The sequence below is a fragment of the Mobilicoccus caccae genome (assembly GCF_030161635.1).
GTDB classification, from domain to species: domain Bacteria; phylum Actinomycetota; class Actinomycetes; order Actinomycetales; family Dermatophilaceae; genus Mobilicoccus; species Mobilicoccus caccae.
In genome coordinates this window covers 2853521-2880249 of the sequence record NZ_BSUO01000001.1, presented here as the reverse complement: position 1 = coordinate 2880249, position 26729 = coordinate 2853521, and the positions used below count along the sequence as shown (strand labels likewise).

Genomic DNA, 26729 nt, shown 5'->3' with positions numbered 1-26729 from the left:
GCGTGGCACGCTTCATCGCCGACCAGAGGACCAACTACCGGGTGCCACACACCGTGACCTGCCTGCTGCTGGGGGTGTCCCTAGCGTGGTTCTACAAGTGGCTCACCCGTGCCACCGGACCGTCGGCGTCCAGCGGTCTGCACACCTCTCGGGACCGTCGCCGCGACACCATCGACCGGGCCGTGAAGGTGATGTTCACGAGCAAGCGCGGCCTGCATGGCTCGCCCCGCTTGGTCCATGATCTGCGTGACGACGGCTGGCAGGTCAGCGAGAAGACCGTCGCGGACTCGATGCGTCGCCAGGGCCTGGTTGCGCGTCGGATCAAACGTCGCAACGGGCTGACCAGGCAAGACAAGACCGCGCCGAAGTTCCCTGACCTGCTCAAGCGGGACTTCACCGCCCAGCGGCCCAACGCAAGGTGGGTCGGCGACATGACCGAGATCCCGACCGTCGACGAGCACGGCCGGCCGGGCCCGAAGCTGTACCTGGCGACCGTGATCGACCTCTACTCCCGGCGTCTGCTCGGCGCGGCCACCGGGCTGCATCCCGACGCCGAACTGGCCTGCTCGGCGCTCAAGATGGCCGTCGCGGCCCGTGGCGGCGTGGACGCGGTCAACGGTCCCGACTGGCGCACCGACGAGACCCAGCGCGTCATCTTCCACACCGACCGAGGCTCGACTTACACGGCGAACTCGTTCACCAGACTGTGCCGTCAACTCGGGGTCCGCCAGTCGATGGGCCGGGTCGGATCGTGCTTCGACAATGCCGCGGCCGAGGCGTTCTTCTCCTCCCTGGAGTGGGAGGTGCTGTCGCGACACGAGTTCACCAACACCCGCGCCGCTCGGGCCGTTGTGCTGGACTGGTGCTACGGGTTCTACAACCACGACCGCCGGCACAGCTCGGCGGGCATGATGAGCCCCGTCAGCTACGAGAACACCGCGGCCCTCGACCGGGAAGCCGCATAGGGAAGCCCTCCACGATTCGGGGGAACCACAGCCGGGCAGGACTCCGCCAACGACGACAACGCCAATGAGTCCTATCCAGACCTCGATGCCGCCATCCGAAGCACCTACGCAGCCCGGTCGACTGCGACGCTGAAGAACAGCCTCTACGACTCCTACATCCGCGCCATCAAGTGGGCCACCCTGCGCCTGTCGGACCGGGGCGTCATTGCCTTCGTGACCAACGGTGGATGGCTCGACTCGAACACGGCCGATGGCATGCGCCTCACCCTGGCCGAGGAGTTCAGCGACATCTACGTCTACAACCTCCGTGGCAACCAGCGCACCGCGGGCGAGCAGTCACGCAAGGAGGGCGGAAAGATCTTCGACGCCGGATCGCGCGCCACCGTGGCGATCACCGTCCTCGTCAAGGACCCCACCCACACCGGCTCTTCACGTATCCATTACACCGACATCGGCGACTACCTCACCCGCCGCCAGAAGCTCGACCTCATCGCCGCCGCCAGCGACATCACCGGCCTTGACGCCATGGACATCGCCCCCAACGAGCACGGCGACTGGCTCAACCAGCGCAGAGATGACTTTCCCAACTTCCTCCCGATTGGAGACAAGACGGCCACCGAGCGCATTTTTGTGCTCAGTTCCGCTGGCTTGAAAACGAATCGAGATGCGTGGGTTTCAGGATTCAGCCCGGCAAGAGTTGAATCGAACATCAAGAAAATGGTGAAGTTCTACAACGCAGAGGTCGATCGCATCGGCGGCTCCTCTAGCACGCCGAACATGGATCCGTCGCAATTCAGTTGGGATCGAGCAGACAGGGCGAACCTGCGTCGTGGACGCAAGTATGTACTCGCCTCAGACTCGCTCCGACGGCAGACATATCGACCTTTCACCCGGCAAGCCGTGTGGTTTGATCGAACGCTAAACAACACCGTCTACCAGCTCGAGCGACTGTTCCCCTCGAGCACAGTTTCTAATCACGGATTCTGGCTTTCTGCCCCGGGATGCCCCGCCCCGTTTCAAACACTCCTTGTCGAAGCGATCCCCGACCTAGTTCTCGGGGGTGCAGGAAATCCGGGACAGTTCTTCGCCAGATGGCGGTACGAGCCCGTTGGCATGGGCGCCGGCGAGGCGATGCTATCTTTCGACGTGGCCGACGCCGATGACGCGAACGTGGTGGATGGGTACAGGCGCGTCGACAACGTCACAGACGAAGCACTTAAGAAATTCCGGGCGGCGTACGGCGACCGCGTCACGAAGGACGACATCTTCGACTACTGCTACGGGTTGCTCCACTCCCAGGACTACCGCGAGATGTACGCCGCGGACCTCAAGAAGATGCTGCCGCGCATCCCGCTCGTCATAGACCCGTGGCCGTACGTGAAGGCCGGCCGGGAGCTGGCGAAGCTGCACCTCGACTACGAGACCGTCGAGCCCTACCCGCTGGAGGGCCTCGACGTTCAGCCGTCCGGCGCAGTGGCGTGGGAGTTCTACCGCGTGGAGAAGATGGCCTTCGCCAAGCAGCGCGACCCCGAGACGAAGAAGCTCGTGGCCGACAAGTCGACCATCAAGTACAACGGCCGCATCACCGTGTCCGGGATCCCCGAGGACGCCTACCGCTACATGCTCGGCTCGCGCTCGGCCGTCGAGTGGATCATGGACCGCTACCAGGTGAAGACGGACAAGGCATCGGGCATCGTCAACGACCCGAACGACTGGTCCCGGGAAGTCGGCGACCCTCGCTACATCCTCGACCTGCTTGCCCGCATCGTCACGGTGAGCGTTGAGACGATGAAGATCGTCGATGCCCTGCCTCTCTTGGACATTCTCGACGGCCCCGATAGCTCCACGCGCGATTGAGACAATGAGACATGATCACATCTGCGGACGACGCTCGGCTGTTAGCGCGCAACATGGTGGGCGATATTCGGCCGCGATGGGACCATGTTCAGTCTGTCGGCCAACGTGCGGAAGACCTGTGTAACACTGCCGGGCTTGCCGAGCGGGTTGCCGTAGCGGCGTGGCTTCATGACATCGGGTACGGCCACGCCATCGCGCACACGGGATTCCATCCGCTGGATGGGGCCCGTTTCCTCGTCAAACACGGGGCGCCTGCCGAGGTCATTCGACTAGTGGCTTGGCACACCGGCGCCGGCTTCGAGGCTCAGGAGCGAGGACTGCTGGAGGAACTCGACGCCTTCGCGCAGCCGCCGGCTGACGAGCTCGACGCCCTGACGATGATCGACTTGGCTACCTCGCCCACGGGCGAACCGGTCCTCGATGTGAAGCGGATCGCCGAGATTCTGTCTCGCTACGGGGACGGGCACCCGGTGCACGAGGCAGTACAGAACTCCCGGGCTTCCCTGCTCGCGTCGTCCCGGCGGGCCAAGGCGGCGCTGGGACTACCGCAGGACTGGCCGGTCTGCTGTTAGCGCGTCGTCGATCCGCTGCCGCATGGACGGGTGCATGTCCAGATCCGCGAGCTCGTCGCGCGTGAGCCAGACGACCTCATCGCTTTCGCTGCTGGTCTGCATCTCCCCGCCGACCAGCCGCGCACGGAACGCCAGGGAGAACTGCTGGCGCACCTCGCCGTCGTCGTACGCCATGACGTGGCGGGGGTTCGTGTAGGTGCCCGTCAGTGTCTCGACCTCGACGTCGTAGCCCGTCTCCTCCTTGACCTCGCGCACGACGGTCTCGGTGATGCTCTCGCCAACGTCATGCCCGCCGCCAGGGAGGGCCCACTTGCCGTTGTCGGTCTTGTGGATGAGGAGCAACCGGCCCTTATCGTCCTGGACGATCGCAACCACGGAGGGCACGACGCTGTTGGCCTGGGGTGCGTTAGGGTCGTCTACGTAGTCGATTCGCGCCATGCGGGTCATTATAGGCGGAGACGAACGGGTTCTATCCAGGAGCCATTCCCTTAAGGTCGGAATGCGTTTGCGCCCTGGCCTTCTTTCTGCGGGTTCTTGGGTCCACGATCTCAAAGTGTTTGTTATGCCAGCTCACCTCGAGGGTATCTGTAGGTTTGGGGATTGACGCCCCTCCGAAGTGTTTGCGCCGGTTATAAACGAGGCCTACGGGTCGCGGGTTGCCGATGCGAATAAGCCGGCACATCTGGGGCGCGCCTCCCGAGCGAGGGTCGGGCGATTCCGGCCCATTGGCCTGGTCGAGCCAGGCGATGAAATTAGCGAAAATTAGGCGGCTAGTATCGCGGGCCGTGGAGTCGAGGCCGCGTGACGCCTGGATCTCGCGGAGGTGCGGGCTGCCGCTGCCTGCGACCTCGATCACTTTAGAAGTTCGCGATCCCTCCATCACGTCCGCTAGGTCGTAGGCATGCCGTATCCAGCGCCCGCGTCTAGGCTGCTCGCTGTCGTATCTATTCCTGTAGGTGTACGACTCCAGGTGAAATTTAGCTTCCATCCGGTCGCCACTTCTGCTGAGGTGGAGCATGGTAACGGAGGGGCCCAGTACCTGAGTGGGGTATCCCTCAAAAAGGTTGTCCAGCGCTTGATGTACTACATCGCCCCATTGGCCCCCCTGGCGCGGCGAGACTATGCCAGAATCAATTTGATCCGAGAGCTGAGATAATGCTAGGGCTGCGAATAGCGAATCTCCGCAATAGGCGAAGATGTGCGGGTAATTGCGACAATGAAATATCTTCTTGCCTTGGTCGTAGAGATATTGCGGACGCTGACCTTGTCCGCTTCTTCTCGGATCCTCCCAGCTTATTCTGCTGTCGCTCATGACGTTCAGAGAGGCAATTCCTCGCGCGTCGACTCCGGCCCACACCTGCACCGTGGTCATTGCATGTCCCCAATCCTTCGTGTAGTATGAACATTGCACAGGTAGTCTTCTACCTACCCTAGGGGAGGCGTCAACTCTCCCCTAGGGGCGCAACTCCTGGGGCCGGCACCTGATCATGCCGGTACGAGGGGTCCCTGCCCCGGTCGGCTGACGCTGGCCGGGGCACCCAGGTATCTGGGGTCAGATATGGGCCTTCGGGCCATCCCGAGGCGGCTGGGGGCTTGATGTCAGGGGCATTGCCGACGCCCAGACCCGTTCGAAGCTGGCAGAGTAGTGAGAGTGCAGGCGTCCGCCGGGGATGCGCTGGATGTGTAGCACAGGGGAGTGGGAGGCTGGCGCCCCGAAGGCGTGGGTGTTGACGAGCACCGTGTCGTCGAATCGGAAGATGGAGTTGTATAGCGTCGCTCCGTGCTGGCGCGCTTCTATGCCGGGGGTATCCAAGAGGGCTCGCAGGTATGCCCATGAAAGCGCGCATCGGCTGCCGAGTAGGTCGCCGATCCCCTCCTCCTCGCCACGAAGGGCCACCGCGGCGGACGCCGGGTCGCCGAAGAGAAGCCGCACGCGCACACCCGCTCGTGCTCGATCTGCGAGTAGTTCGGCGAATCCCGGAAGGCCGTCGTGGAGGAAGCTTGCAGCGAAGGCAAGGAGATCGATGGACTCCCTCGCCTCGCGCGCGAGGCGGAACCATTCCTCGGCGGGGACGGCTCCACGGTTGGGGTACATCGTGACCAGCTCGGCCTGCGCGGCGCTGACGGCCTGCCGGGTGTTCGCTGTGCTGGGCCACAGATAGACATCGTCTTGCCCGAGTATGTGTGCCGCCTTGAGGCGATGCGCGCGGTGTGGGGCCCGGCCGGTCGTGATCCACCGTTCGACCGTCTTGGGGTCGACCTCCACGCGTTCGGCCAGGTCGGCGGGGGTGAGGCCGGCGCTCACGATGGCGCCGCGGAGTCTTTCGTTCGTCTGCATGGGGCACCTGACGTTTGGGGACGTTTCAATCCTCTCAGAGACGTCCCCAAACGTCCAGCCCTGTGGTGTCGGCGTCCCTCGGCCCCGGGGTCTTCTGGTGTCAGCCCACCAACGGGCGCCGATCAAGGAGACCAATCATGGCCATTCAGAAGCGCTTCCCCGTCCAGCACGCCGACGTGTTCCCCGCGGGTGCGTGGCTTGTCGGGGCAGTCGAACCGGTGAGCGACTTCAACGCCCCCGCCCGCCCCGACGGGTCGCGCCCGCAGCAGCTCGACAAGGACACGGGCCTCCCGCTCTGGTCCGTCCCGGTCCTGGACGCCGATGAGCAGGCGGGCAAGAGGGACAAGACCATCACGGTCAAGATCGCGGCGACCCACCAGCCGGTGCCGCCCTCGAACGACACCCCTTTCCCGTTCACCGCCATCGAGTTCGTCGGGCTGACGGCCCTGCCGTGGGTCGACGACTCGGGCAGCCGGCCCCGCATCGCCTGGTCGTTCAAGGCTGACGCCCTCGCCGCACCGGGTGCCGGGCGGAAGACGCCTCCCACGGCTGAGAAGGCGGCGTGACGATGATCAACGCGCCCCTGTTCGTTGTCGTTCTCGTCATCACGCTCATCGCCCTCAAGACCCGTGCCGCGCGGGCAGGCTCCACCGTCCTGGGTCTCGTGCTCGGCCTCACCCTCGCTTCCACGAGCTTGGGGAGGCCCGTCATGTCCGCAGTTACGCAGATCAGTCAGGGCCTCGTCAGCGCCTTCTCGTCGTTGGGCGCCGCGTGATGTTCGCCGCCAGCCATGTCACGGCCCCCGTCGCTGTTCGCGTGGAGCACTCAAGTGCCGGTGCCGGGGCTCGCGCCCTGGTGAGCGTGGTCCGCGCCGTCGGTGCCCTCCTTGGCGTGGCCATGCATGCGCCGCTGCTGGTGGTTGCGGCCGCACTGATCGGGGGCTGGGCCGGCCTCCTCACAGCCGGGCACTACGTGGTGGCCTCCACCTTGGTTCTCCTCGTGGCGGCCGCCGGCGCCGTTCTTGCCCGGTACCGGCCTGGGACCCTTCGGGGTCTGACCACGGCGGCAACCGGGCAGGCATTCCGTGTCCTCGTCTATCGCCCCCGGTGGGACACCGCCTGCCACGCAGCGCATCTCGCCCCACGGATCGGAACCGCTACGCACACACCGGGCCTCGTGCGCCATACCCGTACCGCGAACGGCATCGACGTCCTGCTGGTTCGTATGGCGCCGGGGCAGACCTTGTCGACGTGGCGCGATGCTTCCGCCTCCTTGGCGGCCACCTTCACCGCGCATGCCGTCACCGTGCGCGAGACGGGTAGGCCGGGTTGGGTGCTTCTCGATGTCCTTCGCCGCGATCCTCTGGCTCAGGAGATCGTCGCCCCCGACCCCGACGCCAGGCGGGGGACCATCACCTCCCTCGATCACGCCTCTGCTGTTCCCGCCCCCGGCCGTCGTGGTGGCATGACGGTGCGGACCTCGCCCGGAATGCCTCGCCCAGTAGGTGCGGTGGTGCGTCGGGCGCCGGCGGCGGATCCGTACACGTCGGACCCCTGGGCCGTCGTCCTGGGCCGCGATGAACACGGTCGGTCTGTGGCGCTCAACCCGTACGGCACCGCGCACGCCGGCATGCAGGGTGCTACCCGCTCCGGCAAGTCGTCCGCCTGCTACACGCTTCTCGCGGCTCTTGCCCACCGGCCCGACGTGATCGTCACCGGAGTCGACCCCTCGGGGCTGCTGCTCGGGCCGTTCACGAGCGAGAACGGCGGGCGTGGGGGAGCGCTCATCGCCACCGGAACGTCTCGTGACGACATCACGCACGCCGTAGCCGTGATGTCCGACCTCGTGACCCTCATGGACACCCGCATTCGCGTTCTGCGTTCGTCGGGCGTCGACAAGATCACGACCTTCACGGCGTCGGCCCCGGCGGTATGGGTCGTCATGGAGGAGTACCCCGGTCTGCTCGCCGCAGCGAAGGCTCTCGACAACGAAACCGGCGCCAAGGCAGGGGAGCGGCTCGCCCCTCGCCTCGCAGCCGCCCTCGGGCGACTCGTCAAGGAGGGAGCGAAGGTCGGTCTCTTCGTTCTGGTCCTCGCCCAGCGCATGAGCGCCGACGCGCTTGCCACCGACGACCGGATGAACCTCGCACTTCGGCTCACCCTGCGCGTCGACAACGGTGATGCCGTCGCCATGCTTCACGACGGCATCACCCGTGATCACGTCCACGCTGTACGGGATTTCGCCCCCGGCATGGCTCTCGTCGAATCACCCGGGGTCAAGTCCCGGGTAGTGGTGTAGCGGTGGGTGTTCCTTCGTGGGGGGTCAGGCTGTGAGGGCGGGCAGGTTGTCGCCTCCGATCTCGGGGCCGGTGTCGGTGTCGGTGTCGGTGATGAGGTTGATGCGGCAGCGGGCGAGGACGTCGAGGCCGAGGTAGCGGCGTCCTTCGGCCCATTCATCGGTTTGCTCGGCCAGGACGGCTCCGACCAGGCGCACGATCGCTGCCCTGTGGGGGAAGATCCCCACGCTGTCGGTGCGGCGGCGGATCTCGCGGTTGAGGCGTTCGGCGGGGTTGTTCGACCAGATCTGGTTCCACACGTCTTTGGGGAAGGCGGTGAAGGCGAGGATGTCCGCGCGGGCGGCGTCGAGGTGCTCGTGGACCTCGGGCAGCTTCCCGTCGACGTAGTCCAGCAGCCGGTCGAACTGCGCCTGGACGGCGTCCTTGCCGGGCTGGTCGTACACGCTGTGCAGCATCGCTTTCACGGCCGGCCACATACTCTTCGGGGTCACCGACATCAGGTTCGCGGCGTAGTGGGTGCGGCAGCGTTGCCAGGTCGCGCCGGGCAGGTTCGCCGCGATGGCCTCGACCAGGCCTTGGTGGGCGTCGGAGGTGACCAAGCGGACGCCGGTCAGGCCGCGGGCGGTCAGGTCGGCGAAGAACTCGTTCCACGCCGGCCCGGTTTCACTGGTCGCGATGCGGAGCCCGAGGACTTCGCGGTGCCCGTCGGCGTTGACACCGACCGCGATCAGCGCGACGGCGTTGACCACGCGTCCGCCTTCGCGGACCTTCATCGTCAGCGCGTCCGCGGACACGAACGTGAACGGCCCTGCGTCGGCCAGGGGCCGGTGGCGGAAGTCCTCGACGATCTGGTCCAGATCACTCGCCATCCGTGAGACTTGGGACTTGGACAGCGAGTCGATCCCCAACGTCTTGACGAGCTTGTCCATGCGGCGGGTGGACACTCCGGCGAGGTAGCAGTCGGCGACGACGGTGATCAGCGCGGACTCTGCCCGCTTGCGGCGCTCGAGGAGCCACTCCGGGAAGTAGGTGCCTTGCCGCAGCTTCGGGATCGCGACATCCACGGTCCCGACGCGGGTATCGAGGTCGCGGTGGCGGTAGCCGTTGCGTTGCGCCGTCCGCGAGGCGCTGGGTTGGCCGTACTCGGCCCCGACCACCGCGTCGGCGTCCGCGGACAGCAACGCGTTGATCATGGTCTGCAGCAGGCTGCGCATCAGGTCCGGCGATGCTTCGGACAGGGCTTCACTGAGCAGGCCGGCAGGGTCGACAATGTGTGGTGCGGTCATCGTGATGACTCCGTTCGAGGATTCTGTGGAAGGCTGACTCGAAGGATCACGCGGTGGCCGCACCCACGTCCACTACCGGGACGAGGACAGCGACCGCGCTACACCACTATCGGGGACTCAACTTCACCCGGTGCCGGCATTCGTCGTGTCCGCCTCTACTTCACCTCCTACGCGATGTACCGAGACCGCGTTGCCGCCGGCATCGCCGCCACTTCCCCGGCCCCGAGGATTCAGGCAGATGGAGCAGCCGGCGTCGACGTGGTCGGCGAGGTCATTCCGCATCCCTCCGCCACACCGCGAAAGGAGAAGGCCGCGTGATCACCTGGAACAACCGCCCTGCGTGTGCGGACCGCCTAGACCTTCCGTGGACCAGCGACAGCATCGACGTGACGCAATGGCAGGCCGTGACGATGGCCGCGGTCTGTCAGACATGTCCGGCGTTGTTCGAGTGCCTGGCCGCCGTCGATGCCCTCGACGTCAGGGGGATGGTGGGCCGGCACCGACCGTGATCCCACGGCCGTCGACCCCGCCGCCGCCGTCCCGGTGACCTGGCGACCGCTGATCACACGCTCCGGTCGCCTGTTGGGGGTGCAGGCCGCCCTCGACCTCGACCACATCGCCGACGTGGGTGGGTTCGCGGCATGACTTCTCTGGACACCTGCAGTGGGGCATCCCCGACACACGCCGGGGGTTCCCTGGCCATGGCGAGGATGCTCCGCTGGACCTGTCCAGCCTGTCGTCCTCGGACCACGTCGGCATCCTGTCCCGCCTCCTGGACGGGACGGCCGACGCATTCGCAGACGCGCTTGCGTCCGTGGGCAACTGCCGCCGTCCCGTTCACCTGCACGGCTCCTCGACCACCGTCGACCGCGTCACGGGTGAGGTGCTGTCCCGGTTCTCGTCGAGGGACGCACCCCTCGGGGTGCTCCTCACCCCCTGCGGCAACCGACGCGCCCATGTCTGCCCCGCATGCTCCCGCACGTACGCGCGCGACACCTTCGAACTGATCCGATCCGGGGTCGTCGGTGGGAAGACCGTCCCGGCCGAGGTTGCGTCGGCACCCCTTCTCTTCGCCACCTTCACGGCACCGTCCCTCGGCCATGTTCATGGTGTCCGTGCGGACGGCGCCAAGTGTCGCCCTCGTTCTGGCGACCGCGTCGAACGCTGCCCCCACGGGGTTCGGCTGTCGTGCAACGCGGCACATGCTGACGGCGACCAGGTGGTGGGCTCGCCCCTCTGCTGGGATTGCTACGACTGGACTACGGCCGTCGTCTGGCAGTGGCATGCTCCCGAGCTGTGGCGGCGGACCACCATTGCCCTGCGCCGCGCCCTCGCCGGACGCCTGGGGGTGAAGGAGCGTGCCCTCACGGACACCTGCTCGGTGCAGTTCGCCAAGGTTGCCGAGTACCAGGCTCGCGGCCTCGTGCACTTCCATGCGCTGATCCGTCTCGACGGGACGGCCGGCCCTGGCAGTCCGGCACCACTGGACGCGGACACCCTCGCCGACCTGCTGCGCGGGGCTGCTCGAACGGTGTCCGTCTCGGCTCCGCCGGTCGATGACGGCGGCACCGTGCGCGTTCTGGCGTGGGGAACTCAGCTCGACGTCCGCATCGTCACACACGGCCCCGCGCACCTGCGGACGAGGGACGAACTCACCCCTGAGCAGGTCGCGGGATACCTGGCCAAGTACGCCACCAAGGACGCCGGAACGACGACCGACCGCAGCGACGCGAAACCGCACTTGCGCCGCCTGGAAGCCGAGTGCCACCGCCTCGCCGACCTCGCGAGGGACCGCGACGAGCATCGACGCGCCGGCGTCGGCACACGCTCTGTGCCCGTCGACCTCCGGACGGGGCTCGACTACTACCGCCTACTCGGTAAGTGGGCACACATGCTCGGGTTTCGCGGGCACTTCTCGACCAAGTCCCGTCGCTACTCGGTGACTCTCGGACGCTTGCGACGCGCACGGCAGCGGTATCAGCGGTTGGTTGCCGAAGCAGCGCGCAACGGCTCGCAGCTCGACGTGCGGGACCTTGAAACCCGCCTCCTCGCCGACGAAGACGAGACCACTCTCGTGATCGGAGCGTGGGAGTACGCGGGGACCGGCTGGCCGCGCCCCGGGGATGCCGCCCTGGCGGAGGCATCGGCCGCCCGAGCAAGGGAGTACGCGAGGTGGCGCGCCGATGCTCCCGCCCGCACAACGACGTGAGAGGAACCCCCATGGCCCGGCAGCCCGCCCTTCCCCTGGAGTTCACCGCTCCTGCCCTCGACTGTGACCGTCTGTGGACGATCGACGACGTGTCGGCCTTTCTCGGCGTTTCGGTCCCGACCATCTATCAGTGGCGCCATCGGGGCGAGGGGCCGCCCTGCATGCGCCTCGGCAAGCACCTGCGTTTCGACCCCTCGTCCGTGCGGACCTGGGCAGCGTCCAAGGTGGCCTGACATGGCTCAGGTCGTGAAGAACACGCGCGACGGCATGTGGCTTGCCCGATGGCGTGACCCCGCAGGCGCGCAGCGCAAGAAGTCGTTCAAGCGCAAGGTCGATGCCGAACGGTTTCTCTCGGAACTGCAGACTCAGATGAACCGCGGCACGTACATCGACCCGGCTGCCGGGAAGCTGCGGTTCGCCCAGTTCGCCGAGACGTGGATGGCCGGCCTCGGTCACCTCAAGCCGAGCACGGCCCTTCGCTACCGCGAGGTCGCGCGGACGCACGTCATCCCACAGTGGGGGCCGTGGCCGCTCGCCAAGGTTGCGCGCTCCGACGTCGCGGCGTGGATCGGCGATCTCGTCTCCGGCGGGATGTCCCCCGGTCAGGTCCGGAAGGTGTACCTGGTGACCTCGATGATCTTCGAGGCGGCCGCGGCCGATCACCGCATCGGTGCCAACCCGACCAAGGGCGTCAGACTGCCCAAGCAGACCCGCCATGATCCCCGTTTCCTCAGCCCCGCCGAGCTCAGTCGCCTCGTCGAGGCCGCGGGAGCACATGGGTTGGAGCTGCTCGTCCTGGGGCTGACCGGCATCCGTTTCGGGGAGTTCGCCGCGCTGAAGGTCAAGCGCGTCGACCCCGCCCGCAATCGTCTCGTCATCGCCGAGAGCGTCACCGTCGTCGGCTCGTCACTCGTGTGGTCGACCCCCAAGACACACCAGACCCGCAGCGTCCCCGTGCCGCCCGTGCTCATGGGCTACCTCGTGGAGGTGTGCCGGGGGAGGGGCGGTGAGGACCTCGTGTTCCCCTCGACCAAAGGCGGGCCGCTGCGGCTCAACAACTGGCGTCGTCGTGTGTTGTCAACGACGGGTGAAAACTGAGCAGATGTCGACGGCTGAAAACTGAGCAGTCTGAGCACGCGCCGACGGTCGTGTGTGTCCGACATCACTCTCGTACGGTGAAGCCGGAGTTGTGGTCCTGGTCACGCACGGTTCCTCGGAAGCCAGATAGCCGCCGCGTTCGTGGTCGTCCTCACCTGTCGAGAAGCGCGCGTTGAACTGGGCCGCACCGAGGCACTGGAAAGACGCGGGCGTCGAGCCGCCGTCTGCTTTGCGCAAGCGGCCACGTATGTGGGTAGGCGCCATTGCGGCGGCCCTCCTTGACAGAACTCGGCACCCCCGCTCACGCGCTGATGCACTCTTCTATTGCCGTCGCGAGGAGCCTCGGTCGATGGAGAACGGTCAAGCAAGCCTCTCGGGATCGAGTTCACTGATGAGCGCTTGGACGAGATCGGCGAAGGCCTCCTTGCCCTCGGAGACGTCGGGTCCGGAGATCTCGAATGAAGTAGAGATCATGTCGCTGATGGCTCCGAGGGTTTCGCGCAGTGGTGGACTGTCCTCCCGGCGGAGCAGCGGTTCGGCGAGGAGGGGGCCGGTCGTGAGCACGCTGAGGGTGTGACTCAGTGACGCTGCGGGAATGGTCGGGGTGACGAGTCCCGCCTGCTGCAGACGTGCGAGGAAGGTCTCCCCGAGGACCACGCGGGGCCCGTATCGCTCCGGCCCGTGTTGAACGAGTAGACCGGTTAGGGCTCCGTCGGTATCGGTGTACAGCGATACCAGGAACTCGCGCTTCAGGAGCGCGGCGAGGCAGTGGCGGTAGATGCGCGACAGGCGACCACCTTCCGGGTCGTTCTGAACGCGGGCCAGAGCGTCCTGCAGGTAGAGCCGGAACTCCCGGTACACCACTTGGGTGAACAGGTCGTCTTTCGTGGCGAACTCCAGGTAGAGGGCGCCCTTGGACACCTTCGCCTCGTGCGTGATGCCGGAGATGCTGGCCTTGCGGAAACCGAATCGGACGAAGTGGTCTGCAGCGACATCGAAGAGGCGGTCGCGTCGGGTCGTCATGAACGAGCCGTTGGGTAGTGCTCGGCCAGGAAGTCGAGGAGCACCCGGTTGAAGGCGGGCGAGTTGTCCTGGTTGGCGTTGTGCGACGCCTTCGGGATGACCTCGTATCGACACTGAGGGTCCCTGCGAGCCCAGTCGCCCGCGGTGCGTGCGACGTTGCCGGTCCGGTCGGCGTCCCCGTGGGCGAGAAGGAGCGGTATGTCGATGCGGTAGTGCGGTTCGGGGTGCAAGGACTCCGACAGTCCCGACCACACCCGTACGAAGTCCCGCTTCGACATTCGGGAGGCGGCGTCGGCCGCATACTCCTGCACGTCCGGGGTGAGAGCGGTGGCGCGGGCGATGGTGCGCCGGAAATGGTCCCATGGCCACACCGCGAACCACGCGACGGACGACCTGAGGGCCAGGTGTTCCCATCGCGGAATGGGCAGGGTGATGCAGGTCGAGCCCACGATCACCATCGCACTCACCCGTTGCGGGTGCAGAAAAGCCAGCTCCTGCGCGACGTATCCCCCCAACGACTGACCGCCGACGCAGATAGGTCCCCTCACGTCCAGGCGCTCGAGCAGTGCGAGCAGATCGTCCACCATGTCGCCGACGAGAATCGGTGAGCGACCGAGCGGCTGCGAGTCCCCGTGACCACGAAGGTCCCACGTCAGGACCCGATAGCCGGCCTCGACCAAGGGCTCCACCTGCGGATCGAACATCCGATGGTCCATGGCCGCCCCGTGCGTCAGGACGATGAGCGGTGCCTCGGTGGGCCCGGTGACCCAGGCGTGCACGCGCGAGTCGGCTCGCTCCACCACGATCGAGGCGGGTGGGTTGTTTTTGCGATTGAGCATGAGACACTTTGACCCATATCGTTCATTCGGTCAATGCGTGATTGTGATCTCATCGCCCCGGCCTGACGGTCACCCCTGTCCGTACCGCTGACTGGCGGACTGAACGCACGCACATGCCGCGGGTGGCAATCCGTCTTGTGTGTGCCGGTGGGGCCGGTTGTGACTGTGGGTGGTTGTTCAGCGGTCGCGGTCTTGGGCGAGTAGGTCGCGGCGGGCGCGGGTGCGGTAGGAGTCGCCGGATAGGGCGAGGACTTCGGCGTGGTGGACGAGGCGGTCGATCATGGCTGCGGCGACGACGTCGTCGCTGAAGGTCTCGCCCCAGCGGCCGAAGGGCAGGTTCGAGGTGACGATGATCGAGCCTTGTTCGTAGCGTGAGGCGACGAGCTGGAAGAACAGGTTCGCGGCGTCGGTGTCGAAGGGGATGTAGCCGACCTCGTCGACGATGATCAGCTTGTAGCGGCGGATCTTCTTCAGCTCGGCGTCGAGCTGACCGCCCTGGTGGGCGATGGTGAGGCGGTTGATCCACGCGGACGCGGTGTCGAACAGGACGCTGTGACCGTTCTGCGCGGCCTTGATCCCGAGGCCGATGGCGAGGTGGGTCTTGCCGATGCCGGGCGGGCCGAGCAGGACGACGTTCTCGGCCTTCGGCACGTAGGTGGACGTGGCGAGGTGGGCCAGGACGTCGCGGCGTAGCGAGGGCAGGTGGTCGTAGTTGAAGTCTTCGAGGGTCTTCATCGCGGGGAAGTGCGCGGTGCGGATGCGCATCATCGTCCCGGCGGACTCGCGGTCAGCGGCCTGGCGCTCGAGCACGGCGGCGAGGTACTCCTCGTGGGACCAGCCCAGGTCGCGGGCCTGGTCGGCCAGGTCGGCCCAGGTCCGCCCGATCGTGGGCATCTTCAGGACCCGCGTCAGGTAGGCGATCTGGGAGTCCAGCCGCGCGCCGGACGCGGCAGCGGCGATCCCTGGCGCTCCTGCGGGCGCGGGCGGTGCGGGAGTCGGTGCGGCAAGCACCGGCTTGCTGGTTCGCTTGCGGCCTCGTCCGGTGTCCGCGCGCGCGGCGGGGTCCTCGTCGCCGGCGGGCAGTGCGGCAGGCGCGGTGGTGTCCTCGTCGAGTGCATCGGCGACAGCGGTGGTGGGGGTCATCAGGACGTAGCTCCTTGGGAGGTGGGGCGGATGATGCCGGGGGCCGAGCCATCGGGCCCGTCGGCCGCTTCGGCTTCGTGCTCACGGACGGAGTCGGTCACGGGCTCGGGGGTGTGCGGGGTGGTGGGGTTGGTGTGGAAGTCGATGCCGAACAGGGCGTCGTAGTCGGGAAGCGCCCGCAGCGCGACGGCGTGCCCGTCGGCGTGGGCGCGTAGCTGGTGGCGCCGGGCGGTGGCGGCGCGGGTGGCCTGGTAGTCGCCGCGCAACCGTTTGGCGGTGGCCTGATGGTTCGGGTCGGTGATCGTCGCTGCGCTGCCCCAGTAGCGGGCGTGGTCGGCGGCGACGGCGCCCTCGTGGGTGACGGTGACGCGGTCGGGACCGGCGACGACGTCGACGAACCGGCCGATCATCGATGGGTCGACGGAGTAGTCGTTGGCGTCGATGCGCACGTAGTAGTCCCGCGCCAGCCGCACCCTGGCGCGTAGCCCCACCTGTGGGGCGACCGGGGGCAGGGTGATCATCGCGGCCCGGTCGATCGGCCACCTGTCGGTAATCGTGGCCCCGATCGAGCGGACGAACCGCGTGTTGGCCTTCGTGGTGAGCCACTCGCTGATCTGGGTGTTGAAGTCTGCCGGGCTCGTGAACACGCGACCGGGCAGGAAGGAGGTCTCGAAGAAGCCGTTGCGTCGCTCGACCAGACCCTTGAACTCGGGGTCGCGGGCGGGCGCGAGCATCAACCGGACGCCGAGGGTGCCCACGAACGCGGCTGCGGCCGGAGTCGGCTTGCCCTTGCCACCGATCGCTGACTCCCGGTCCCACACCAGGGCGCGAGGGCACCGACCCCACCCGGGCCGTGTCGGGTCGGTCGGGTGGCCGGCGAGCAGGCGCCACATGCCCGCGAGGATGTCGCCTCCTTGCCGGGAGGGGATCATCACCGCGGACGTGTGCCGGGAGTATCCGCTCGTCATGGCCAGGACTGGCAGGATCCGCTCGATGCCCTTGCCGACCGGGATCGGTACGGGCGGGAACCACAGATCGCACTGGGCGACCTCACCGGGGGTGTACTCCACCCGGTCGGCCGGGTCGATGCCCTGATACAAGGGCCGCAGGTCGCGGACGCGGTCCTTGAGGATCGTCAAGGAGTGCTCCCAGCCGATCCGCTCGGCGATCACGGTCGCGGGCATCGTCGGGTACTCGGCCAGCAGCAACCGGACCCGGGGCTCGACCGCGTCGACCAGCGAACCCTTCGCCGGTCGTTCGTACCGCGGGGGCCCGTCCGACGCCAACGCCTTCGCGACCGTGTTCCGCGAGATCCCCAACCTGCGGGCGATCGCCGCCTTCGACAACCCCTCCGAACGGTACAGACGACGAATCTCAGCCCAGTCCTCCACGGTGATCACCCCGCCCAGGCTCCCCGGGCTGCTCAGTTCTCGCCCGTCGACTCCTGCTCAGTTTTCACGCGTCGTCGACATGTGTTCGAGCCCGCATGCGCGGCGGCGGGAATCCAGGACTTCCGGGTGCACGACCTCCGCCACACGGCCGCGTCTCTGGCCATCGCCGCGGGCGCGAACGTCAAGGCCGTCCAGCAGATGTTGGGCCACGCCTCGGCGGCCATGACCCTCGATGTCTACGCCGCCTTGTTCCCCGACGACCTCGACGCCGTGGGCCGTTCGCTTGACGCCCATGTGCCACAAATGTGCCACAACGGCCCTACTTCGGGAGTTGAAAGAGTCGCCCTGGAAGGCAGATACGGGACCTGACCAGCGACGATAAGTGGTGCCCCCGGCAGGATTCGAACCTGCGACACCCGCTTTAGGAGGCCGATGTCGACTCTGCGGTTGTCCTCGTTGGCGGCGTTGTCGCAGCTCAGGACGTGTCCCCAAGGCGAGAGTCACCGGTTGGTTGCGGCTGTTTGCGGTTCTACGGGGACACCTGGGGGACACGGGCAGAGGTAGCCGCTGATCGGATGGCGGAGCATAGGAGGTCGGCGGAGTGGCCGGGTCAAGGGTGGACGTAGTCCATCGCGAAGCGACGCCGTCGGCGCCCTTGACGCGGTCCGGAGTCGGCCGGATGCTTCGGTGTCCGGTCAGTGGCGGTCGTAGCGGCGAAGGAGTTGTGTCGCCGACCCCCGCGCGTTCTGACCTCCTGGGATCGGACTGTCTTGGTCTTCGGGCTCGAGGTGCTTCGGGGTGTCGATGTTCGTCATTGGCGCAGGGCGTCCTCGGTGGGCATTGCGCGCGGGAGGGGCGGGGGAGGGGACCGGCCGGAGGCCGCATGCCCCGAACCCCGCCCCGGTTCGTGCGCGGCGCGCCGCAGGCGCGCCCTTGAGTCAGTAAGGAAAGTTCTCACGAGGCGACGGGAGCGCGGGAGCGGTGAGCGTGCAGACTGAACCGATGTGGACGGTCGAGCGATGCCGGGAGTTGGCGCACGAGCTCGTCGGCGATATGCACCCGCGCTGGGAGCACCTGTCGGCGGTCGGGCGTCTGGCGGAGGGGCTCGCGGAGCGGCATGCGCAGGTGTCGGAGCGGGTGGTGATGGCGGCGTGGCTGCATGACGTCGGCTATTCGCCGGGTGTGGCTCATCTGGGCTTCCATCCCGTGGATGGGGCGCGGCACCTCGTCGCTGTAGGGGTTCCGGCGGCTGTGGTGGAGTTGGTGGCCTTTCACACGGGGGCGTCGTTCGAGGCCGACGAGCGTGGGCTGGGAGACGAGCTGCACGCCTTCTCGGAGCCGCCGTCCAAGGAGTTGGACCTTCTCACGATGTGTGACCTGGCCGTGTCACCCAAGGGGGAGCTGATCGTCGACGAGCGCCGCGTCGCCGAGATTCTCACTCGCTACGGTCCCGAGGACCCTGTCTTCCGCGCGGTGACCCGGTCTCGGTCGACGCTGTTGGCGGCGTCAGGGGTCGGCAAGGCTTGGCTCGGGCTACCGCAGGACTGGCCTGTCGTTGCCGGCGAGGGCGTCGCTGATTCGTAGGCGCATCGAGGGGTGCAGAGGCAGGCCCTCGATCTCTTCGAGGGTCACCCAGCGCACGGCCTTGCTCTCGCTGCTGGTGCGGGCTTGGCCGCCGATGAGCCGGCAGCGGAAGGCGAGGGAGAACTGTTGGCGGACCTCGCCGTCGTCGTAGGCCATGACGTGGCCGGGGTTGGTGTAGGTGCCGGTGAGGGTCTCGACGGCGACTTCGTAACCGGTCTCTTCCAGGGTTTCGCGCACGACGGTGTCGGTGATCGACTCGCCGATCTCGTGCCCCCCGCCCGGCAGTGCCCACTTGTCGTTGTCGGTCTTGTGGATCATGAGCACACGATTCTCTGCGTCCTGCACCACCGCCACGACCGACGGAACCACGGAATTGGGTTCGGGAGCGTGCGGGTCATCGATGTAGTCCACGCGAGGCATGTCGCCCACTGTACGGATCTTGCGGGCTACGGGGGAGGCGTCGAGGTCCTCAGCGGGGGCGTCCAGTCGCGCGGGCGACTAGCGCGGTCGTCGATCCTTGAGATCGAGGGTGCTGTCTGTGCCGACCGCCAGGATTGATGTCCGACGGAGGCGTCGTTGGGCGTTGCTGCCGGGTTCTTAGCCCGTAGCCGTCCGCACCCAAGGTCCGGGTCGTGCCAGCGGGAACGCTTGATGCAGAGAGGGATCGAGTACGCATGATCCGTCCACTACTGGGGATTCCTCGAAACCGCTAGTCACGGGACGTGATGGCGGCTATGGTTTCTCAGGGGATGTCCAAGGGAGCACTGCCGGGGGGCGGTCAAACGTCTTGAACGGGCGTCCTTTTGTGGGGAGGAAGTCTGGAGGGAGTCGAAACGGGTGGGGGGACTCCTTGCCAACCTGTCTCGACGGAGGAATAGCCCGCGGCTCGGGATAGTCGCTGGCGATTCTCCGCGATAGGCGTTCAGGGACTCGCTTCCAAGGTGAGCGAGCCGCAGTTGGGGGATTCACATTCAATCGAATCAGGGGTTTGCGAGTGTACTCTGCAAGAATCTTGTGCGCCAGCGTGGCTGGAGTCCTCGCTCTCAGTTCAGGTGGCCAGTTGGCCAGCGCCGACACTGGCTCTGTTAAGTCGAAGAAATCTAGGGTGACAATCGCAAAGCTCAAGAAGGATAGGTCATCAACCGATCGGCGAGTTGCAAAGAATGGGGCCTTTCAAGTGGTTCAACTGGAGGACTCTAGTCTCGGCGTAGCCGACGTGGGCCTCCTTGATGGTGCGCAGGCTTATGTGCTTTCGCCAGAGGGAGTTGACATCGCTTGGGAGTCTCGACCTGACATCAAGTCCTACCAAATTCTCCGGGATGGAGAAGCCCTCGCGGATGTGCCTGGCACTAGCGAAGGGTATCGAGACGACACGGTCCGCCCCGGAGGCACCTACGAGTACAAAGTAGTGGGCGAGAGCGTGAACCCAGACGCTCAAGATGCTCCCTTCTGGGGATTCTCTGCCAAGGTGCCGAAGGGGGATGAAAAGAGTGGCTCGGAGCTGTCGTCGGCGGCGGCCGTCCAAAGCAGCAAAGCCCTCGCGGCTGCTGCTGCAACGGAGGCGACTGCCACTATTGGTTGGAAAACATTCATCGCCGAGAGTTTCGTTCAGGTGCCCGCGTGGGGGTTGTGGAGCCGTGCGGCTATGACGACTCTTACTACTTCAAGGGTGATGGTCGATCCTGGGATGTGTATAGTCAGAAGAATCGGACGCACCTGCAGGCGACCATTCGCTGGAGTGATAAGTCTGTGACTCAAGGAGCCTGGGTTGGCCCTACTGAAGTTTGGAAGAATGGGGTGCGAGTCGCAACCAGGCAGGAGTCGAACAGTGCAATGATTGCACGGAAGGCTAGTAATACGCCGGTTAATGTTGATGTCAATTTCAATTTTTCGGCCGCGAATCCCTTTTGCAAAGTCCTGAATGTTGATGCAAGCAAGATCGCGGGATCGATGATGATTCGCCTAACTCCAGGTGGCAGCTACTCGATTCTTCAGGGCAGTCACCGGCAGATGCCTGCTCATCAGATCTATATTACTCGGCCGGGCGTCGTAACGGACGTCTATCGTGCATCCGCCTATGCGCCGATTTGTCTTGTTGGGTACATGACGTGCCCCAATGCGACATTCACGCGCAACGGAAAGTTCTAGATCCCGGGCTGTCGGGGGCCGCGGTAGCGTTGGCTCCAACTACAGGAGCCGGGAGTCGGGCCTCTTCTCTGGTGAGCTCCCCTCGCGTGCATGGCTCGCGAGGGGAGCCCCACGAATATCAGTGGCATTAGTCGTTGTTGATCAAGAGGCGTCCGGGGCAAGCCAAATCTGGGCCAGGTGTTAGGTCGGGGCGGGTCGCTGTCGATGGCGGCGGGCGGTCCTGGAGTCCTGTAGGCTGCTGAGTCTCAAGCTGGGTCCGTTCGTGTCCACAGCCGCCCCTCGGCATCTGGCATGCCTAGATGGAAGTGAGTTCAAATTGAGGCCCCGGAATCAGCAGGCTCTGCCGCTAATTGATGCCCAAATCAAACGAACTCTATTTTGCCTCCTGCTGACCTGGCTCGCTGCGGTAGCATTGGGATGCTTCGCCTTCTCAAATAATATACGCACGCCCTTCAATCATTTGCTTCATGTTGTTTTATCAGGATGGTGGGCTTCGCCTCTGATGACTTGGCCCATCGTTCTCGTTTGGGCGAACTATGGGCGAGGAAATTCGGTCGGGTGGTGGCGATTGAATCGTTGGGCCTTCGCGGGGTTCCCCACTGCAGTGTTCGTTCTCTCCGGACTCATGGGTGGGGTATTCATGGGCCTAGTCAAACTGGTCAGTAGTCCTTTGGATCCTGGAGCCTCGGTGGCCCCCTTGGTGGGTGTGGTGGCATGGAGCTTCGGTACCGCCTTGCTCCTGTTGTCAATGGTAATTGGCCTCCTCGTGGGTCCTGGGCGGGAGTCGTCTGTGTGACTTCATCTTTATGCCTTTATTGTAATGGTGAAGTATGTTGCCATCCGGCCAAGTGTCTAGCTGGCGCTGCCCTCGCAGAATTCTTCAGATTTACACGCCGCCGCCATCTACGAGCACTCAGTCGTGGCGTATTATCGGGCGCGTTCGCAGGCGTCGACAGAGGGTCACCTGAGGGTCGCCGTGTGGCGAAATATTGACTAGTCTGATTGCTGGTATCGGGCGACAAGTGTTGCTTTCCAGCAGGATTCAAAGCTTGAGCAGTACTGTTCGAATAGGCGACCGCCTGGGATTCGCTGAAATTCCAAGATCGGTGACTTGGCTGCTGCGATTCCTAGCGTGTGTGCGTTGATTAACAAGATCGAGTCGAATCTGTAATGCGAGTTGTATAGCGTGGACGAGTGCTGGCGCGACTCGATTCCAGGGTGGGAGAGAAATGGGGCCAGGTAGCTCCAACTGTTGGAGCAGCGCCCCCTGAATCCGTCGCCGAGGCCCTCTTCGATGCCACGAATTCTCACGGCGTCTGATTCTGGGTCGCCGAACAAGAGCCGGACTTTGACTCCGTGGGCTGCGCGGTCAGCGACGATGCCGAAGAAGTCGTCGAGGCTGTCGTGCAGGAAGCTGGCGGCGAAGGCCCAGAGATCGATGTGCTCCTTCGCGTTTGCGGCGAGGTCGAGCCAGCGCTGGGCGGGGATGGCGTTGCGGTTGGGGTGGAACGCGACGAACTCCTGTTGCGTCGCAGTCTCGACCTGCTGAGCGGGTATCGCCGCCGGCCACAGGTAGGTCTCGTCGAGGTAGAGCACAGCGGCGACGGCGGCTCGGGTGCGTCGGTGGGGGGCTCGATCGCTCGTGATCCATCGCTCGACGGTCTTGACGTCCACCTCCACGCGGTCGGCGAGGTCGCGCGGGCTCATTCCGGCGCTGGTCAGGGCAGAGCGAAGCCGCTCGTTGGGCATGGGACCCCCGGGGGACGCGATGGGACGTTTAGGGACGTTTTGAGGCTAGCAGACGTCTTCGAGGTGTCCAGCGGTGCGGTGTTGGCGTCCCTGGAGTGAGGGCTTTTGTGGTGGTGGGCGATTCGCCCCCTACCTCGAAGGAGCCCACCATGGCCATGCAGCGCCGCATCCCTGTCCACACCGCCGACGTCTTCCCCGACGGCGCCTACCTCGTCGGCCCCGTCGAGGCGGTGATGGATTTCAACGCCGGGAAGCGCCCCGACGGCAGCCGGCCCCAGCAGACCGACCCCGAGACCGGCTTGTTGGTCTGGTCGGTGCCCGTGCTCGATGCCGACCCGGCCGCGCGCAAGGCGGACAAGACCGTGACGATCAAGTTCGTTGCCAAGGTGCAGCCTGTGCCCCCGGAGAACAAGAGCGGCATGCCGTTCACGCCCGTGGACTTCTGCGGGCTGACCGCCACGCCCTACATCGCCGAGACGGGTGGCCGCCCGCGACTCGCCTGGAGCTATCGCGCCGACGGCATGAGCGCCCTCTCGGTCAAGGCCGTGGCGTGATGACCTCGCCCTACAAGCGGCCGACAGCGGAGGTTGGCACCGTCACCTTCGGCAAGAACCGCAGTGCTTCTGGGGATTGGGCGCTGGACGCCCTGGAGTCCATCGTGGGCGCCGTCCTTCGGGTGCTCGTCGGCATCCCGATCCTGGGCCTCGCCGTCGTAGCCGGCTCGGTGTCCTGGTGGTGGTCCCTTGATCATGGGTGGCAAGTGCCCGCCATCGCGTTGGGTGGGCTCCTCGGTCTCGCAGTGCTGCTGCGGGTTGCTGCGCCTGCGCTCTTCGAACGTTGCGTTGCCGACCCGATCGTCTCCTCCTGGCGCAAGACCGTCCTCTACGAGCGCTGGTGGCAGCCGACGATGGCGTGCTCGGGTAGCTTCGCGGGTCATCTAGGGAGTCGGTTGCGGACAAACTCGGGAGTCGCTCGACCCGTGTTGACGGCCGTGGATGCGCGCGAAGTCGGGAGTCACTTCTCGGGTTGGCTGCGCTGCTGGGTGAGGGTGTGGGCGAGGCGGTAGGAGTCGGTGCCAGTCTCGATGATGTTGCCGCCGAAGGTGAGCCGGTCGACGATGGCGGCGCAGAGGCGGGGGTCGGTGAAGGTCTTGGTCCAGCCGCTGAAGGCCTCGTTGGACGCGATCGCCACCGACGCCTTCTCTTCCCGTTCGGTGAGGACCTGGAAGAGCAGTTCGGCGCCGCGCTTGTCGAGGGCCATGTAGCCGAGCTCGTCGATGCAGAGCAGGTCGACTCTGCCGTAGCGGGCGATGGTCTTGGTGAGGGTCCTCTCGTCGGCGGCTTCGACGAGCTCATTGACGAGCTTGGTGGCCAGGACGTACTTGACCCGGTGTCCGGCCATCGCGGCTTCGGTGCCGAGGGCGATGAGCAGGTGGCTCTTGCCGGTGCCGGAGTCGCCGATGAGGCAGAGCGGTTGGCCGCGGTGGACCCAGTCGCAGGTGGCGAGGGTGTTGATGACGGCGGGGTCGACGTTGGGGTTGGCGTCGTAGTCGAACGCGCGCAGGGACTTCTCTCGCGGGAAGGCGGCGCCGCGGATTCGCCGTTCGGAGCGGCGGCGGGCGCGGTCGTCGCACTCGGCGAGCAGCAGCTCGGCGAGGAACGCCCGGTAGGACTGCTGTTGCCGGGCGGCGGCGTCGGCGGTCTCGCCGAAGTGGCCGCGGATGGTGGGCAGTCGCAGCATGCGGCAGGCGGAGTCGATGGCGGCGTCGGCGGCTTGCTCGGTCAACCCTCGGCGCGCGGGTGTTGTCGTGGTCACGAGGTCTCCTTGGAGCGTCCGAGCAACTGGTCGTAGGGGGTCATGGTCGGCAGCGGCCGGGTGTCGGATGGGAGGTGGGTGAGCCGCTGCTCGGTCAGCGACCCCACCTGCCCCGGCTCGTCGTTGGCCGCCGCACAGTTGGTGGCGACGGATGAGGGGTCGGTGTCGGCGGCCTTGCGGGCTTCGAGGGCGACGGCATCGGCGGTGAACGCGCCGGCCTGCAGCGCGGCCTGGATGCCGGCGACGACCTGCTCGCTGCGGAGGTGGCGGTGCAGCAGGAGGACCTCGATCAGGGCGCGGGTTCCGGCCGTGTCGCCGTGGGTCTTGCAGGCGGCGGCCCACCACGCCTCGTGGGCAGCCGTGAAGGTGCCGGCGGCGCGGGCCTGCTCGAGCGCGGTCGCCCCGGGCAAGGCGCCCGGCTTGCGGGTCAGCGCCTCCAGGTAGTGATCCAGTTCGAGCCGGCTGCCGCCCTTGCCGAGGAGCCGCTCGTGGTGGGCGACCGGGGTCCGACCGTCGTAGATCGTCAGGTCGGAGGCGTTGAGCAGCACTCGGATTGGGCGGTGGATCAGCCGGGAGGGCACGGAGTAGCGATTGGAGCGGACGGTGACCTGGGCGTAGCGGTCGACCCGGGGCGTGAGCCACAGCCCGGTCTCGAACGGTTCGAGGGGCAGTGGCTTGAGCAGCGTCTTCTCCGCGGCGAAGGCCTCGCCCACGGTGTGCAGCCGGTGCCCGATTCGCCGGTGGTCGTCGGCGGTGTCGTAGCCGTCAATCAGCTCGTTGAGTTCGGCGATTGAGTCGACCTCCGGGACGGGGACGAGGTGGTTGCGGCGGAAGAAGCCGATGTCGCCCTCGACGCCGCCCTTCTCGTGGGCGCCCTTGATCCCGGGCTGGCAGTAGAAGGCGTCGACGTCGAAGTGGGAGCGGAACGCGATCCACCGGTCAGTCTCGACCCGCTGCCGGGAGAACCCGATCACCTGGGCAACCGCGGCTTTGAGGTTGTCGTAGCGGATCTTCCCGGCGGGTACCCCACCGAGGACGTCGAAGGCGTGCACGTGCCCCTCGAAGAACGCCTCCTGCCCGCCGGTGGCCGACGCCCGGTGGACGGCCTTGCCGCTGTAGGACATGCGCAGCGAAAACAGGTGGCAGGTGACCAACTCGCCGCGCAGCCGCACCGTGATCTCCCCGAAGTCGACCTCACCTTCGCGGCCGGGCAGGTGGGTTTGCGGGACGAACACGTCGGCCTCTCCGCGGCCGTGCTCGGCCTGCATCTGGGGTCGTCGCTGCCTCACGTAGGCGCGGACGGTGTCGTAGGAGACACCGGTCAGGTGGTGCTCGTTGACCAGCCGGTTGAAGATCCGGGTGGCGGTGTGCCGCTGCTTGCGCGGCGCCTCCAGGTCGGCCACCAGCATCTCCTCGATCACCGGTTTGAACGGGTCAAGCTTGGACCCGCGGTCGGGGTAGGCCGCCCGGGGCTGCGGCCACGCCGACTCCTCAGCGGCTTTGACTGTCCGCCAGGTGACATGACGGGTCCGCTGGATCTCGCGGGTCGATAAGCCGGCCCGCAGGTCGCGGCGGATGGCGGCGTACAACGCCGTCCTGCTCACGCCGGGCACCGGGAAGGTTCCCGTCAGTCGCTGGCCGCGGGCAGGTGGCAGACGGCTTCGAGGTTGGTGCCGTCGGGGTCGGTGACGAAGGCGCCGTAGTAGTCCGGGTGGTATTCGGGATGCACGTCGGGGGCATGCCGGCTGCTGGCGCCCGCGGCGAGGGCAGCGGTGTAGAAGGCGTCGACGTCGGCCCGGCTGTCGACGGTGAAGGCGAGGTGCAGGTTGGGGTCGGTGGTGTCGCCGTCGACGAGCCAGAGGAACGGTTTGGGGTCGCGGCCGTAGCCGACCATCGCCGGCCGGTCGCTGGCGGCGGGCACGTCGAGGAGCTTGTCGACACCGACGACGGGCAGGACGGCGTCGTAGAAGGCGCGGGAAGTGGCGAGGTCGGTGGCGGTGATGTTGAGGTGGTCGATGGTGGAGCCGGTGTAGCCGGTCATGGTGAAGATCCTCCGGTTTCGATGTGGGGTGGTCAGACTGAGGTTCCCCCGGAGCGTGGAGGCATCCACAATGAGGATCGAGATGCCAGAGAAGCGCAAGAAGTACGACCGGGAGTTCCGTGAGGGAGCGGTCCGGATCGTCGAAGAGACGAACAAGCCGATCGCGCAGGTCGCCCGCGATCTCGGCGTGAACGAAGGCACGTTGGGCAACTGGGTTCAACGCGCCCGGGCCGCGCGCGAGGGACACGGCGAGCTGACCAGAGACGACGTCGAGGAGCTCAAGCGGCTCCGCGCCGAGGTCGCTGAGCTGCGGATGGAGCGTGATGTCCTCAAGCGATCCGTGGTCCTGTGGGTGAAGGAGGCGACGAAGTGAGC

27 protein-coding genes and 1 pseudogene are annotated in these 26729 nt (G+C 66.3%); 15 read left to right on the top strand and 13 right to left on the bottom strand.

Annotation, left to right across the window (positions count from 1 at the left end; all coding sequences use genetic code 11):
- Positions 1–2 precede the first annotated feature (2 nt).
- From QQK49_RS14155 to QQK49_RS14145, 3 genes are all read left to right on the top strand, one after another.
- A complete protein-coding gene (locus QQK49_RS14155; RefSeq protein WP_284302329.1) occupies positions 3–965 on the top strand; it encodes an IS3 family transposase in 963 nt (320 codons plus the stop codon).
- A 255-nt stretch (positions 966–1220) separates the two neighbouring features.
- Positions 1221–2822 (top strand): type ISP restriction/modification enzyme, encoded by a 1602-nt coding sequence (locus QQK49_RS14150; protein ID WP_284304484.1) that lies wholly within the window; start codon positions 1221–1223, stop codon positions 2820–2822.
- A gap of 11 nt (positions 2823–2833) precedes the next feature.
- Positions 2834–3394 (top strand): HD domain-containing protein, encoded by a 561-nt coding sequence (locus QQK49_RS14145; protein ID WP_284304482.1) that lies wholly within the window; start codon positions 2834–2836, stop codon positions 3392–3394.
- Here QQK49_RS14145 and QQK49_RS14140 read toward each other — a convergent pair.
- From QQK49_RS14140 to QQK49_RS14130, 3 genes are all read right to left on the bottom strand, one after another.
- The gene (locus QQK49_RS14140; RefSeq protein WP_284304481.1) at positions 3365–3832 is read right to left on the bottom strand and encodes an NUDIX hydrolase; all 468 of its coding nucleotides are present in this window, start codon (positions 3830–3832) and stop codon (positions 3365–3367) included. The two genes, QQK49_RS14145 and QQK49_RS14140, sit on opposite strands and share 30 nt — an antisense overlap.
- 31 nt (positions 3833–3863) lie before the next feature.
- Entirely contained in the window at positions 3864–4766 is a 903-nt protein-coding gene (locus tag QQK49_RS14135) for a hypothetical protein (protein ID WP_284304480.1), read from the bottom strand.
- A gap of 180 nt (positions 4767–4946) precedes the next feature.
- On the bottom strand, positions 4947–5732 hold the full coding sequence (locus QQK49_RS14130; RefSeq protein ID WP_284304479.1) for an XRE family transcriptional regulator: 786 nt from the start codon (positions 5730–5732) through the stop codon (positions 4947–4949).
- A 137-nt stretch (positions 5733–5869) separates the two neighbouring features.
- On the opposite strand from QQK49_RS14130, the gene QQK49_RS14125 reads away from it, so the two are divergent.
- The 3 genes from QQK49_RS14125 to QQK49_RS14115 are packed head-to-tail and all read left to right on the top strand — an operon-like array spanning position 5870 to position 8030.
- Positions 5870–6298, top strand: coding sequence for a plasmid replication, integration and excision activator (locus QQK49_RS14125; RefSeq protein WP_284304478.1), 429 nt, complete (start codon positions 5870–5872; stop codon positions 6296–6298).
- On the top strand, positions 6295–6507 hold the full coding sequence (locus QQK49_RS14120) for a hypothetical protein (protein WP_284304477.1): 213 nt from the start codon (positions 6295–6297) through the stop codon (positions 6505–6507). Before QQK49_RS14125 ends, QQK49_RS14120 begins: the two co-directional genes overlap by 4 nt.
- A 41-nt stretch (positions 6508–6548) precedes the next feature.
- Positions 6549–8030 carry an FtsK/SpoIIIE domain-containing protein gene (locus QQK49_RS14115; RefSeq protein ID WP_284304476.1) on the top strand — a complete coding sequence of 494 codons (1482 nt, stop codon included), beginning with the start codon at positions 6549–6551 and terminating at the stop codon, positions 8028–8030.
- A gap of 24 nt (positions 8031–8054) precedes the next feature.
- On the opposite strand, the gene QQK49_RS14110 is transcribed toward QQK49_RS14115, so the two are convergent.
- Positions 8055–9314, bottom strand: a complete 1260-nt coding sequence (locus tag QQK49_RS14110) for an IS256 family transposase (protein WP_284304475.1) — start codon at positions 9312–9314, stop codon at positions 8055–8057.
- A gap of 465 nt (positions 9315–9779) precedes the next feature.
- Here QQK49_RS14110 and QQK49_RS14105 point away from each other — a divergent pair, with 465 nt between their 5' ends.
- Genes QQK49_RS14105 through QQK49_RS14090 form a run of 4 tightly spaced genes read left to right on the top strand, consistent with a single transcriptional unit; the run spans position 9780 to position 12621 of the window.
- Positions 9780–9959 carry a hypothetical protein gene (locus QQK49_RS14105; protein WP_284304473.1) on the top strand — a complete coding sequence of 60 codons (180 nt, stop codon included), beginning with the start codon at positions 9780–9782 and terminating at the stop codon, positions 9957–9959.
- Positions 9943–11523, top strand: coding sequence for a replication initiator (locus tag QQK49_RS22860; protein ID WP_348536191.1), 1581 nt, complete (start codon positions 9943–9945; stop codon positions 11521–11523). Before QQK49_RS14105 ends, QQK49_RS22860 begins: the two co-directional genes overlap by 17 nt.
- 11 nt (positions 11524–11534) lie before the next feature.
- On the top strand, positions 11535–11756 hold the full coding sequence (locus QQK49_RS14095; protein WP_284304471.1) for a helix-turn-helix transcriptional regulator: 222 nt from the start codon (positions 11535–11537) through the stop codon (positions 11754–11756).
- 1 nt (position 11757) lies between these two features.
- On the top strand, positions 11758–12621 hold the full coding sequence (locus QQK49_RS14090; RefSeq protein ID WP_284304470.1) for a tyrosine-type recombinase/integrase: 864 nt from the start codon (positions 11758–11760) through the stop codon (positions 12619–12621).
- A gap of 360 nt (positions 12622–12981) precedes the next feature.
- On the opposite strand, the gene QQK49_RS14085 is transcribed toward QQK49_RS14090, so the two are convergent.
- The 4 genes from QQK49_RS14085 to istA (QQK49_RS14070) form a co-directional block, all read right to left on the bottom strand.
- Positions 12982–13644, bottom strand: coding sequence for a TetR/AcrR family transcriptional regulator (locus tag QQK49_RS14085; protein WP_284304469.1), 663 nt, complete (start codon positions 13642–13644; stop codon positions 12982–12984).
- Entirely contained in the window at positions 13641–14483 is an 843-nt protein-coding gene (locus QQK49_RS14080) for an alpha/beta fold hydrolase (protein WP_284304468.1), read from the bottom strand. The genes QQK49_RS14085 and QQK49_RS14080 overlap by 4 nt, the downstream gene beginning before the upstream one ends.
- 177 nt (positions 14484–14660) lie before the next feature.
- Positions 14661–15626 carry an IS21-like element helper ATPase IstB gene (gene istB, locus QQK49_RS14075; RefSeq protein WP_284304467.1) on the bottom strand — a complete coding sequence of 322 codons (966 nt, stop codon included), beginning with the start codon at positions 15624–15626 and terminating at the stop codon, positions 14661–14663.
- Positions 15626–17026, bottom strand: coding sequence for an IS21 family transposase (gene istA / locus QQK49_RS14070; protein WP_284304466.1), 1401 nt, complete (start codon positions 17024–17026; stop codon positions 15626–15628). Before istA (QQK49_RS14070) ends, istB (QQK49_RS14075) begins: the two co-directional genes overlap by 1 nt.
- A 63-nt stretch (positions 17027–17089) precedes the next feature.
- Between istA (QQK49_RS14070) and QQK49_RS14065 the strand changes: the two are divergent.
- Positions 17090–17386, top strand: a pseudogene (locus tag QQK49_RS14065) (tyrosine-type recombinase/integrase); the annotation flags it as partial.
- Positions 17387–17998: 612 nt separating this feature from the next.
- Positions 17999–18601, top strand: coding sequence for an HD domain-containing protein (locus QQK49_RS14060; RefSeq protein ID WP_284304464.1), 603 nt, complete (start codon positions 17999–18001; stop codon positions 18599–18601).
- Here QQK49_RS14060 and QQK49_RS14055 read toward each other — a convergent pair.
- Positions 18551–19021 carry an NUDIX hydrolase gene (locus QQK49_RS14055; protein ID WP_284304463.1) on the bottom strand — a complete coding sequence of 157 codons (471 nt, stop codon included), beginning with the start codon at positions 19019–19021 and terminating at the stop codon, positions 18551–18553. The genes QQK49_RS14060 and QQK49_RS14055 overlap by 51 nt on opposite strands.
- A gap of 640 nt (positions 19022–19661) precedes the next feature.
- Between QQK49_RS14055 and QQK49_RS14050 the strand changes: the two genes are divergently transcribed.
- The gene (locus QQK49_RS14050; protein WP_284304462.1) at positions 19662–20354 is read left to right on the top strand and encodes a hypothetical protein; all 693 of its coding nucleotides are present in this window, start codon (positions 19662–19664) and stop codon (positions 20352–20354) included.
- A 1388-nt stretch (positions 20355–21742) separates the two neighbouring features.
- Here the strand turns inward: QQK49_RS14050 and QQK49_RS14045 are convergent.
- Positions 21743–22498, bottom strand: coding sequence for an XRE family transcriptional regulator (locus QQK49_RS14045; protein ID WP_284304461.1), 756 nt, complete (start codon positions 22496–22498; stop codon positions 21743–21745).
- A 149-nt stretch (positions 22499–22647) separates the two neighbouring features.
- On the opposite strand from QQK49_RS14045, the gene QQK49_RS14040 reads away from it, so the two are divergent.
- On the top strand, positions 22648–23052 hold the full coding sequence (locus tag QQK49_RS14040; RefSeq protein WP_284304460.1) for a plasmid replication, integration and excision activator: 405 nt from the start codon (positions 22648–22650) through the stop codon (positions 23050–23052).
- A gap of 460 nt (positions 23053–23512) precedes the next feature.
- On the opposite strand, the gene istB (QQK49_RS14035) is transcribed toward QQK49_RS14040, so the two are convergent.
- From istB (QQK49_RS14035) to QQK49_RS14025, 3 genes are read right to left on the bottom strand one after another with little or no spacing between them, the layout of a single operon-like run.
- Entirely contained in the window at positions 23513–24313 is an 801-nt protein-coding gene (istB, locus tag QQK49_RS14035; RefSeq protein WP_431310538.1) for an IS21-like element helper ATPase IstB, read from the bottom strand.
- Entirely contained in the window at positions 24310–25917 is a 1608-nt protein-coding gene (istA, locus tag QQK49_RS14030) for an IS21 family transposase (protein WP_284304459.1), read from the bottom strand. The genes istB (QQK49_RS14035) and istA (QQK49_RS14030) overlap by 4 nt, the downstream gene beginning before the upstream one ends.
- Before the next feature lie 23 nt (positions 25918–25940).
- Positions 25941–26354: a VOC family protein gene (locus QQK49_RS14025; protein WP_251720960.1), complete on the bottom strand. Its 414-nt coding sequence runs from the start codon at positions 26352–26354 to the stop codon at positions 25941–25943.
- Positions 26355–26436: 82 nt separating this feature from the next.
- Between QQK49_RS14025 and QQK49_RS14020 the strand changes: the two genes are divergently transcribed.
- Positions 26437–26727 carry a transposase gene (locus QQK49_RS14020; RefSeq protein WP_284304458.1) on the top strand — a complete coding sequence of 97 codons (291 nt, stop codon included), beginning with the start codon at positions 26437–26439 and terminating at the stop codon, positions 26725–26727.
- The last annotated feature ends 2 nt before the right edge of the window (positions 26728–26729 follow it).